Genomic DNA, 11752 nt, shown 5'->3' with positions numbered 1-11752 from the left:
CGGCTTCTGCCGGTCAGCTGTGACATTGTGCTTAGCCGGTCACGGCTTAGCACAAGACCAAGCTTTGAGACCGCGAGCTTCGGGCTCAAAGTTGCGTCCACAGCGTTCCACCGGCAATGAAGCCGAAGGCAAAGAACATCAGAGTCTCCTCTAACATTTTCAAATCTAAAAATGGGCCGTATGACTTCTGCCGGTCAGCTGTGATATTGTGCTTAGCCGGTCACGGCTTAGCACAAGACCAAGCTTTGAGACCGCGAACTTCGGGCTCAAAGTTGCGTCCACAGCGTTCCACCGGCAGTGAAGCCGAAGGCAGCAATACCAATCCAAACACACTAAAAACGATTTCAATTTTCGGCCAGATTTGGGCAAAGGCTATGCTACACTAGATGGGTAATTCTAATTAAGGAGCGAGACGATGTATAAAGCAGCCGCATTTTTTGATTTAGATGGCACCCTATTCGATAACGAGAAACAAGTTCCAGCCGAAAACCGCACCGCTTTGGCGCAATTAAAAGCCAATAACATTTTGCCCGTCATCTCTAGTGGCCGGAATCTGTGGGAAATCAAACCAATGATGGATGAAAATGGCATCGATACCGCAGTCACAGCGAATGGTGGATTCGTCTACTATCAAGGTCAGGCCTTGGTCGACCATCCGATTGGCACCAGTCAATTGGACCGCTTAGTGGCCATGGCAAAAGCCGATAACTTCCCAATCGGCTTCTACAATGATCACGACGTTGCCATCACCTTCAGCGATGCTAGCACCCAGAAAAACTACCCCATGGTCAAACAAACAGAGCCGCGGGTTGAACCTGATTTCTACCGCAACAATTCCGTCTACATGCTCCTACTCTTTACGCCAATGACCAACGACTTCCAAGCCAAGTATGAAGCAGCGTTTCCTGAACTCACCTTCTATCGTAACGGCCCCTATGCACTAGACGTGGTGAATGCCGGTGTTAGCAAGGCGAGTGGGATTGAAGTCTTGATGGCGCAACCCGATCTCAAAGCAGCCAAATCATATGGTTTCGGCGATGGCAATAATGATATCCCTATGCTTGAATACGTGGATTATGGTGTGGCCATGGGCAATGCCCTCCCACAGGTCGCAGCAATTGCAGACTTCCAAACCACCGACAATTTATCTGGTGGAATTGTCAAAGGCCTACAGCATTACGGTTTAATCTAAAAAGGGAACGTTTGTTCGATTTTGACGGTTTTGCTCACTTTTTTGACGCAAAATCCGGACCTTTTTCACAAAAAAACAGCTGCTGATTCGTGAAATTTTTTTGACGGGAAAATAATTTGTTTTTTGGCTAAAAAATTTTATGTCGCAAGCCCTGCAAGGCTTTTCGCATCTAACAGAAAATCAAGCCTTGACTTTTTTTGAAGTGGAACAAGTCAGCGCGCTCTAGGTAAAAAATCGTTTGTGAATCATCTTTCACAAACGAAATGAGCAAGACCTCAAGGCTACTTTTGCCGATGAATCTGCTATAATCAATATCACGATAACGATTACGTGTCACCGTGATAAGCGATTGCGACGATGCAAATTTTGGAGGCGGATGGCGTGCTTGAACCAACCAAACTGAATCAAATCTGGATTAACGATCATATCTATATCGCAATTCTTCCAGAGTCGGCCTATAACCTTGAGGTCTGGGAGAACACCACCGGCAAAATCCACCGGATGGCGCGCATGGATTATAAATATCACCGCGACACCTTTGCGGGTTTCATTTATCGTCTGTGTCCCGATATTAATTTGATGCAAATCCATTCCCTACAAAAGCAAATCAATCCATTTTTTGACCTGGAAGTATAGGAGGTAACGCAGATGAACGGCGTCTTTTACCAATTACTTTTACTTAGTGTGATTGCCCTGGTAGTCACCTTGAGTCTGATTGGCCTTGAATGGAAGACTAAGCAACTCTCTCGCCTCAATACTGGGGTGAAGGCAGTGGTCGCAGTCGTCTTAGTGGGGCTGATTGTCAGCCTACTGATTGTGCGTTAATCGAATCAGTCCTGCGGGGCTGATTTTTTTTGGCGAAATTTATTTTGACCGGAATAAGGAAATTTTGGTCTAGACTGCTTGCGACCGTCCCAAGGCGGTGTTAGAATTGGTGTAGACCAAAAAAGACGAGGGAGTGTCAGAATAATGGAAATTATCCGTGTAAAAGACGCCAACGAAGGCGGCAAAAAAGCATTTGAAATCATCGCAAATGGCATGCAAAACGGTGCAAAGGTATTGGGTTTGGCAACTGGTAGCACCCCAGTGCCAATGTACAAAGAAATGACAGACAGCGACTTAGACTTCTCTAACATGACATCCGTTAACTTGGATGAATATGTTGGTTTAGGTGGCGACGATGCCCAAAGTTACCGGTTCTTCATGAATGATCACTTGTTCAACCACAAGCCATTTAAGGAAACATTCGTGCCTAACGGTAAAGCCAGCGATTTAGCTGCTGAATGCAAGCGGTATGACCAAGTTATTGCTGACCACCCAATTGATATCCAAATCTTAGGGATTGGCCGTAATGGTCACATTGGCTTCAACGAACCTGGGACCAGCTTCACTTCAAGCACACACTTGGTTCAATTAACCCAATCAACCATCAACGCCAACAAGATTTACTTTGACAAGGTTGAAGACGTGCCTACCCAAGCATTATCCATGGGGATTGGTTCAATCATGAAGAGTAAGAAGATCATCTTGATGGCCTTTGGCGATGCCAAGGCTGACGCCATCAAAGGTATGATCGATGGTAAGGTTTCAGAAGACTTACCTGCTAGTGTCTTGCAAAACCATGCCGACGTCACTGTTATCATCGACGACGCTGCTGGCAGCAAGCTTTAATCCATTAAATTGAAAAAGGGCCACGGAAGATAAACTTCCGTGGCCCTTTTTTGGTGCGCTTATTTTATTTTGTCCCACACGTTCGCCAAGATATTGGTTTGTTCCCGATCTGGCCCAACAGAGAAGGTCAATAAATCGACGTCGACGAGTTCCGCAATCCGCTTCACATAATTCTGAGCGGCTACGGGCAAGTCTGCCATGGTCTTAGCTCCGGTAATATCGTCATGCCAACCAGGCATTTCTTCATAAACTGGCTTGCATTCAGCTAATTCATTCAGTGAAGCAGGATAACGATGGATAGTTTCGCCATTGCGTTCATAGGCGACACAGATTTTGACTATGTCCAAGCCGGTCAACACATCGATGGAATTCAGGCATAAATCAGTCATCCCGGCGACGCGGCGCGTATGTTGAACCACGACGGCATCAAACCAGCCAATGCGGCGTGGGCGTCCAGTAACGGTCCCATATTCATGGCCAGCGTCACGGATAAAGTCGCCTTCTGCGTTCAACTGTTCTGTTGGGAATGGGCCATCGCCGACGCGTGAGGTATAAGCTTTAGCCACACCGACCACGCGGTCAATCTTGGGTGCACCAACACCAGCACCAGCGGAAACCCCGCCAGCCGGATTGGATGACGTCACAAATGGATAGGTCCCTTGGTCGATATCGAGCATCGCGCCCTGAGCACCTTCGAATAGCACGTGGTCACCGGCATCAATTGCGTCATTCAAAATCACGGAGGTGTCAGTGACATATTGTTTTAATTGTTGCCCATAGGCATAATAACTTTCAAAAATTTCATCAAAAGCCATTGGCTCTGCGTCATACAACTTAGTAAAGACGCGGTTCTTTTCTTCTAAATTAGCTTTTAAGCGCGCCGCAAATGTATCGCGTTCCAATAGGTCGACCATCCGAATCCCGACCCGTGACGCTTTGTCCATATAGGCCGGGCCGATGCCACGATTGGTGGTCCCAATCTTGTTATCGCCTTTGCTGGCTTCTTGCAATTGATCCATTTTGATGTGGTAAGGCAAAATCACATGGGCACGATCAGAAATCCGCAGATTGTCGCCACTCAAGCCTTGTTCGCGCAAAGAAGCGAGTTCCTCAACCAAACTCTTTGGGTTCACCACGACCCCATTACCAATCACGGCGAGGTGGTCTTGAAATAAAATCCCAGATGGAATCAGACGTAACTTGTAGACTTCCCCATTACTGTGAATGGTGTGGCCAGCATTGTCTCCGCCTTGATACCGGCTGACAATTTTAGCATCTTGGCTCAAGAAATCGGTAATCTTACCTTTCCCTTCATCGCCCCACTGAGTCCCAACAATGACGACAGTACCCATAAAAACATCGCTCCCTGCGCAAATGTACGGTTTAAACCGCCATGAATCATTGTAGCAAGGTGAACCAGTGAAAACAACCCAAAATCCGAATGTTAACTTTTTAATGCAAAAATTACGCATAAAAACCCGAACATTAAATGTTCGGGTTTTGGAATATCTGTTTAAACACGAATTAGTCTGCACTGTGGAGCTGAGCCGCTTGGAGGTAGGCATAGATATGTCCAAAGGCCATTTCCAAGATACTATCGGTCATCACGGTCACAGTCTCCCCTAAATCGTCCTCAATCAAATTGAGGGTGAAACTTGAGCCAGTCACATCGCTCGGATAGCCAATCAAATGGTCTTCAGCATCTGCCACCCGAATTCGCATCACTTGCTGGTCTACGGCTAATTCGCTAATCATCTGAGTCATAAGGTCATCACTGGCTTCAAACTCGCGATCAGCATTCAACACTGGCTGCTGCGTGAACTGGTGGGCGATATCCCACTGTTCATAAAATGCCATGGTCTGTAAGTAATCAGAGGCAGTGACGACATTTTGGATAGCACGGAAACGAATCGCCGCATAGCCACCAAACTGGGCAGCGCGGTCTTTGAGCTTCAAGACCACAAGCTCGTCTGTGACGGCTTTAATCGTGCCAACGTAGAAGTTATCCTCCCGGTCCTTGGGCACGACTGAGACCACCGTCTGAGCGGCCTGAGCGTTACGCATCACATCAGGGAGCTGGCCATCATTTTGATGGAGGATAGTTTTGACGTGCTTTAGGTGATCCCGCGACTTCACGAGCAGCGTTTCCAGGTACAAATCAAGTCCTTGGAATTCAATCACCAGCACATCACTGAAATCAACCTGCAGATAACGGATGTCTGTATAGTTGAACTTATTAAACACCGCTAATGTGAAGCGGTCCTCAGCCAAGGCGGTAATCTGGCCTTCGAGATAGGCGTCGTCATCGGCTAGAATCACCATCACCATTTGCCCACTCGCTTGCACTTGGCCTGCGAGTTGCGGCATCAGGTCACTTTTGGGATTGAATTTCAAAGCCGCTTCCTGACCATGAATCGACAAGAAGTGCTCATCTTCCGCCACTTCAATTCGGAAGGTCATATTCTCTAAGTCATCGCCAGCGAACTCAACCTGATCAATGGCAGAAAAGGCAATCAGCACTGAACCGTCTGCAATCCCTGCATCACTATACGTCCCCAAGATGACACTGTTTGGCCCCATCATCTGCACATAGCCGGTATAGAAATCGTCTGTATCGCGTTGATAGACGTTAATGAGCAACCGTTCATTGAAAGCGGCCATCAAACTCATTAAAATTGCATCCATGTTCGTCCTCCTTTTCCTGATTTATTGCCCGGGTTATGCGCCGGGATTGTACGCAATCGAGCTGAATTTATTAAATGATTTGACGAACAGTAATTTAACCGTTCCTCGGGCACCAGAACGGTTCTTCTCAATGATGACTTCAACTTCACCAACATCCTGATCGTCTGGGTCCTTTGGTGGATTCTGTTGATAATCACCATCGCTATCGCCGTCGTCTTCACTACGATAGTAATCATCACGATATAAGAAAGCGACAATGTCGGCATCCTGTTCGATAGAACCAGATTCCCGGATATCTGACAACACTGGCCGCTTGTCTTGGCGCTGTTCCACGCCCCGAGAGAGCTGGGACAAGGCGATGACTGGCACATGTAATTCCTTAGCTAATTTCTTTAACTGCCGTGAAATCGCGGAGACTTCTTGTTGCCGATTTTCTTGGCCGGAACCTTCAATCAACTGTAAGTAGTCAATGACAATAAGGCCCAAATTACCGCGTTCTTTGGCTAAGCGCCGGCATTTAGCTCGAATTTCTGCCATCCGTACCCCAGGAGTATCATCAATATAGACTTCCGCCCGACTGAGACTCCCCATGGCAATAATGAGGTTCTCCCATTCTTTTTCGTCGAGTTGGCCAGTCCGCAGATGATTGGCATCAATACTACCTTCTGAACACAACATCCGACTGACCAACTGTTCCGCCCCCATTTCCAGACTGAAAATGGCCACTGAACTATCGGTTTTAGTGCCGACATTTTGGGCAATGTTTAAGGCAAAAGCTGTTTTACCAACGGCCGGACGCGCGGCTAGAATAATCAATTCTTCTTCGTGCAAGCCAGTCGTGATTTTGTCGAGATCCCGGAAGCCTGTAGGGAGACCGGTAATCTCTTGATCGTTTTGGTAGAGTTGATCAATTTGTTCCATGGTCGTATTCAAAACGTCTCGGATTGGTTTAAAACCAGCCTGATTCCGTTTCTCTGACACTTCCATGATTTGCCGTTCCGCATCTTCAAGCAAGGTGTCCACGTCATCTTGATCATTCTGGGCCTGCTTGGCTATCGCTTGGGCCGTATCAATCAACCGCCGTAATTGACTCTTTTGGGCGACGATTTTGGCATAGTAGACCACATTTGCGGCACTCGGTACTGCTTCGGCGAGCTCGACCAGATAAGGGACGCCGCCGATATCATCCAGCTGATTGTGCGCGGATAGATATTCCTGCACCGTCAATGGATCGATGGCTTCGCTACGGTCAGACAGTTCGATCATCGCTTGAAAAATCAGCCGATGCGCGCGCCGATAGAAGTCGTCGGCGGTAATATATTCTTGAGCTTCGATTAAAGTATCAGGTGTGAGAAAAATCCCGCCCAAAACTGCCTGTTCAGCTTCAATGCTCTGTGGTGGTTGATATTCAGCCAATCCATTATCCATTTCGCGAGCTTCCTTTCATGATTAGTCCTAACTAACTATTTTAAACAAGTTTGGCCCCTGGGACAACTAATTCAAGAAGCTTAATCTGACGCGGTTTATTCACGCTAAATAATGGCAAGCCAAAGAGTTGTGATACCGCGCTTCGCCCTGCTATAGTTGGAGCAACCAGGCCACACAAAGGAGATGTTCACATGGCTAAAATGGTTTTTGTTAATTTACCTGTTGCCGATTTAGCCCGGGCGACGCAGTTCTATGAAGCATTGGGCTTTGAATTGAATCCAACCTTCTCAGATGATCACGCTAGCAGCATGGTATGGAGTGACGATATTTTCGTCATGTTGCTCAAGCACGACTTCTATCAACAATTCCTGCAGCAACACACGCTCGCAGACACGACTAAGGTCAGCGGGAGTATGACTGCTTTCAACTTGGACAGCATCGCAGCAGTCAAGGCGTTCGCTGAAACCGCTAAGCAACATGGCGGTGATTATTATCACGTGGAAATGGGGATTCCAGAGACCCAAATGTATGAACTTGAAGTCCTGGATCCTGATGGCAATATCCTCTCCGTTTCTTGGATGAACATGTCAGCCTGAGACTAAAAAAGCAACCGCCTATTGGCAGTTGCTTTTTTAGCTAGCGCTCGGTTGTTAGCTGTGCTGGCTCACGCTATTGTTGCGCGACGACGTGCACGCGAATTGTCGCTTCAACATTGTTAAATAGTTGGACCTTCACGTTCCGGTAACCCAGAGCCCGAATTGGTTCAGGCAGGTCAATCTTGCGTTTATCGACCTTGATTTGATATTGCTTCTCTAAGGCTTGGGCAATCTGCTTGCTAGGAATTGATCCAAAGAGGCGGCTATCTTCGCCAGCCTTTGATTGAATTTGCACGACAGTCTTATCGTTTTCAATCTTAGCTTTGAGGGCTTGGGCTTCGGCAAGTTCTTCGGCTTCCTTCTTCTCTTCAGCCCGTTGTTGGCCGTTAAGTTGGCTCATTGCTTGTGCAGTTGCGGCCTTGGCTTTGCCATTTTTGATTAGGAAGTTTTGCGCGTAGCCATCTGGCACTTCTTTGACTTCGCCGCGCTTACCTTTACCCCGCACATCTTCTGTAAAAATAACTTTCATCGCATTTTACCCGCCTTTACTTATTATTCTTCTTCTTCAGCATTCACCGCGGCAATGGTATCCAGTAACTGTTGTTTGGCATCAGCTACGGATTCATTCTCCAGTTGGGTGGCTGCATTACTTAAATGCCCACCGCCACCGAGTCGTTCCATCATCACTTGAACGTTCACATCACCAAGCGACCGCGCAGAAATCCCGATCTTATTGGCGCTGCGGCGCGTGATGACGAAACTGGCTTCGATGCCACTAACCGACAGCAAACTGTCCGCTGCTTGTGCTGCAATGACCGGATCATAAATCTGATCCTCTTCACCTGTACATAATGCCATAGTTGGCGTCACCATTTCAATGGTATCCATAAGGTGATTCTTCTGAATAAAGTTGGAAACATTTTCTTTCAGTAAGTTCTGAATTAAAACAGCATCCGCTCCGACTGACCGTAAGTAGCTGGCGGCGTCAAAAGTCCGCGTCCCAGTGCGTAACGAGAAGGACTTGGTGTCCACGGTAATCCCAGCTAACATGGCGGTGGCTTCCAGCTTATTCAATGCTGGCACACCGGTTGGTTGATATTCAAACATTTCAGTAATCAACTCACAGGTGGAACTCGCGTATGGCTCGATGTAAACCAGCATTGGATTATCAGGGAACTCTTCCCCACGGCGGTGATGGTCAATAATGACAGTCCGCGTAGCCAAGCGTTCATAAAGATCTTTGGCCGCTGTAATCGATGGCTTGCTGTGATCAACCAGAATCAAAAGGCTTTGATCCGTGGCCTGACTGACTGCCGCTTCTGGTGTCACAATTGAATTGGCAATTTCTGGATCTTGGGCAGCGGATTCCATTAAGCGCACCACATCAGAGTGCAACTTATTGGGATCAATCACCATTAAACAGTCTTTCCCATTCATTTGCGCAATCCGGCGAATCCCCATGGCTGCCCCAACGGCATCCATATCCGGCCGACTATGGCCAACGACAAAGACCTTGTCCGTTTGCTTGAAGAGTTCTTGCAACGCTTGGGCAATCATCCGCGCCCGCACCCGCGTCCGCTTTTCCATAGGATTCGTCTTCCCACCGTAGAAACGGGCTTCCCCATCCTTGGCTTTGACCACAACTTGGTCACCACCACGCCCTAAGGCTAGGTCGAGGTTACTTTGAGACGTCAAGAACAGTTGGGCTAAATCAGTATCCCCATAAGCTAACCCAATGGACAAGGTTAAGGGATAGTTCTGTTTAGATGTATCTTCACGAATGACATCTAAGATTTTGAACTTATCAGCTTGCACGGCATCGAGCGCCTTGCGATAAGCCACTAAGAAAAAGTGGTCGTCGTCAACCCGCTTGATGAACATCCCAAAGCTTGTGGCCCAATCAGTGAGTTGGTTAGTGACATAATTATTTAAGTTAGAAATGACCTGATCATCCATGGTCTGGGTAATCTCATCATAGTTATCCAAGAAAATCTGACCGATGACAATTTGCTCATCGGCTGCCTTATGTTCAATCGCGGCATAGCGCGTGATGTCCATTAAGTAGACAACACCGATACTCTTTTGGATGATGAGCTCGAAATCGTGTTCACCCCAATGGACTTCTTTGATTTCATTGGCGTCTTCATTAGCCTCAATCAAGCTAGCCAACTCGGCATCAATTGAGCTCAGTGGTTTCCCCAGCAAGTTATCTTGATCGAAGTACTGTTGCAGATAGGGATTGAGCCATTCAATATTTAAGTCTTTATCGTAAATCAAAATCCCAACAGGCATCTTGACTAAGGCTTCTTGTTCCCCGCGCTTAATGCGGTAGGATAAGTCTGAAATATATTGATTCGTATTCTTCGTGATGGTTGCCAGTGTGACAAAACTGCTGACAACAAGGCCTAATAAACATAAGAAAATGATTAACGCGAGCCAGGGTTTAATAAACGCCGCGACCACGATTCCGATGAGTGCCAGAATGACCATCGCTAAAGACAAATAACGGAAGCGATAATCTTCGAGGAACGTGGGCAAGTTAATCTTGGCAAATAATTTTTTCATAGAATTCTCGCCGGAACGATTGCCTCCTAGAATGTCGATTTATTTAAGGAATCTTTAAGTCATAATACCACACTCAAGCCAGAGCCGTCGTGGCCTCCCCACAAATCAGCCTTAAGGCCGACCATTGGTATACACTTTCACAAGCCGATTCTTCTCACTTTCACAGACACGCGTGCTACGCTTAGCACAAGATAGCGAAAGGAGTTGCATCAGAATGGTACAGTATGATTATGACGTTTTATACATTGGCAGTGGACACGGCACGTTTGACGGGGCGATTCCATTGGCAGCTAAAGGTGTCCGCGTTGGCATCATTGAGGCTGATCTCATTGGTGGCACCTGCCCTAACCGCGGCTGTAATGCTAAAATCACGCTCGACGCGCCAGTCGTTTTGAGCCGGACAGTCACCGACATGCAAGGCATTGTCGATGGTCAGGTCACAATTAATTGGCCCGGCAACATGGCCCACAAGCATGAAGTCATTGACGACCTGCCAGACATGATTGGTGGCTTATTAGATTCCGTACATATTGATGTCATTCACGGCCGCGGCCGTCTGACAGATGCCCACACAGTCACAATTGGCGAGACTGTCAAAACTGCTGAGAACATTGTGATTGCGACTGGTTTACGGCCACACCGCTTGGACATCCCAGGGAGTGACTTGGCGCATGATAGCAGTGACTTCATGAATTTGACCGAACTGCCACAACGGTTAACCATCATCGGCGCCGGTTATATTGCCATGGAGTTTGCAACGATTGCCAACGCAGCTGGTGCCGATGTGACGCTCATTATGCGGGGCGACCGGGCTTTGCGCCATTACTACCAGCCATATGTTGAACAAATTTTGACTGACTTGACCGAACGCGGTGTCAAATTCCTGCGCAACACGCAAGTGACAGCGATTGAAGCCATTGATCAGGGTGTGACCGTGACCACCGACAACGGGACCAGCATCGCGAGCGATTGGGTCCTTGATGCCACTGGTCGGATTCCAAACGTCGAAGACCTAGGCCTTGAAAAAGTCGGCGTTGCTTATACGCAACACGGCATCAGCGTGAACGACCAGCTGCAAACCAGCGTCCCTAATATTTATGCTTCTGGCGATGTCATCGACAAGGTGCAGCCAAAATTAACCCCAACGGCCGTGTTTGAATCCATGTACCTGTCTCACAAATTTGCCGGTGAATCTGATGCTGCGATTGACTACCCTGCCATCCCATCAGTTGTCTTCACCTCACCTCGGATAGCCAAGGTCGGCATTTCTGTCACCCATGCGAAAGAAAATGATACCTATACGATTGAATCGCATAACGTCTTGGATGATTGGTATCGGCACGTGAACAAAGAACGCTTCGGTGAAAACCAACTGATTTTTGATGCTGAGCATCATCTTGTTGGCGCCACTGAAATCAGTGACCAAGCTGCAGATGTAATCAACACCTTGCTACCAGCCATTGAGTTCAAATTCACCGCTGAGCAACTCGGCCGCCTGGTCCCTCTGTTCCCATCCATCGGGTACAGCACGTTAGGCGAACTGTAAGACTAATATTCAAAAAAGGAGTTACGCCATCCCCAGCGGGTGACCGTAACTCCTTTTTGTGTGGCTTCA

11 protein-coding genes are annotated in these 11752 nt (G+C 47.6%); 6 read left to right on the top strand and 5 right to left on the bottom strand.

Annotation, left to right across the window (positions count from 1 at the left end):
- The first annotated feature begins 415 nt into the window (after positions 1-415).
- The 4 genes from FC34_RS06745 to nagB all read left to right on the top strand — a co-directional run bounded on the left by FC34_RS06745 (position 416) and on the right by nagB (position 2863).
- On the top strand, positions 416-1192 hold the full coding sequence (locus FC34_RS06745; RefSeq protein ID WP_057894654.1) for a Cof-type HAD-IIB family hydrolase: 777 nt from the start codon (positions 416-418) through the stop codon (positions 1190-1192).
- A 381-nt stretch (positions 1193-1573) separates the two neighbouring features.
- On the top strand, positions 1574-1828 hold the full coding sequence (locus FC34_RS06740; protein ID WP_057894653.1) for a hypothetical protein: 255 nt from the start codon (positions 1574-1576) through the stop codon (positions 1826-1828).
- 12 nt (positions 1829-1840) lie between these two features.
- On the top strand, positions 1841-2017 hold the full coding sequence (locus FC34_RS09685; RefSeq protein ID WP_157052266.1) for a hypothetical protein: 177 nt from the start codon (positions 1841-1843) through the stop codon (positions 2015-2017).
- 144 nt (positions 2018-2161) lie between these two features.
- Positions 2162-2863, top strand: coding sequence for a glucosamine-6-phosphate deaminase (nagB, locus tag FC34_RS06735; RefSeq protein ID WP_057894652.1), 702 nt, complete (start codon positions 2162-2164; stop codon positions 2861-2863).
- A gap of 59 nt (positions 2864-2922) precedes the next feature.
- Here nagB and FC34_RS06730 read toward each other — a convergent pair whose 3' ends face one another.
- From FC34_RS06730 to dnaB, 3 genes are all read right to left on the bottom strand, one after another.
- Positions 2923-4215, bottom strand: a complete 1293-nt coding sequence (locus FC34_RS06730; protein WP_057894651.1) for an adenylosuccinate synthase — start codon at positions 4213-4215, stop codon at positions 2923-2925.
- A gap of 172 nt (positions 4216-4387) precedes the next feature.
- Entirely contained in the window at positions 4388-5548 is a 1161-nt protein-coding gene (locus tag FC34_RS06725) for a hypothetical protein (protein ID WP_057894650.1), read from the bottom strand.
- Between the two features lie 33 nt (positions 5549-5581).
- Complete coding sequence (gene dnaB, locus FC34_RS06720) at positions 5582-6976, bottom strand: replicative DNA helicase (RefSeq protein WP_057894649.1); 1395 nt, start codon at positions 6974-6976, stop codon at positions 5582-5584.
- Between the two features lie 191 nt (positions 6977-7167).
- Here dnaB and FC34_RS06715 point away from each other — a divergent pair, with 191 nt between their 5' ends.
- Positions 7168-7572 (top strand): VOC family protein, encoded by a 405-nt coding sequence (locus tag FC34_RS06715; protein ID WP_057894648.1) that lies wholly within the window; start codon positions 7168-7170, stop codon positions 7570-7572.
- 73 nt (positions 7573-7645) lie between these two features.
- Here the strand turns inward: FC34_RS06715 and rplI are convergent, their stop codons facing one another.
- Both rplI and FC34_RS06705 read right to left on the bottom strand, forming a co-directional pair.
- A complete protein-coding gene (gene rplI / locus FC34_RS06710; protein WP_057894647.1) occupies positions 7646-8101 on the bottom strand; it encodes a 50S ribosomal protein L9 in 456 nt (151 codons plus the stop codon).
- A 23-nt stretch (positions 8102-8124) separates the two neighbouring features.
- On the bottom strand, positions 8125-10137 hold the full coding sequence (locus FC34_RS06705) for a DHH family phosphoesterase (RefSeq protein WP_057894646.1): 2013 nt from the start codon (positions 10135-10137) through the stop codon (positions 8125-8127).
- A 208-nt stretch (positions 10138-10345) separates the two neighbouring features.
- Here FC34_RS06705 and FC34_RS06700 point away from each other — a divergent pair, with 208 nt between their 5' ends.
- Positions 10346-11683, top strand: coding sequence for a dihydrolipoyl dehydrogenase family protein (locus tag FC34_RS06700; RefSeq protein WP_191978488.1), 1338 nt, complete (start codon positions 10346-10348; stop codon positions 11681-11683).
- Positions 11684-11752: the final 69 nt, after the last annotated feature.

It is taken from the genome of Lacticaseibacillus brantae DSM 23927 (assembly GCF_001436115.1).
Lineage (GTDB): Bacteria > Bacillota > Bacilli > Lactobacillales > Lactobacillaceae > Lacticaseibacillus > Lacticaseibacillus brantae.
This window is presented reverse-complemented; position numbering and strand designations above follow the sequence as displayed.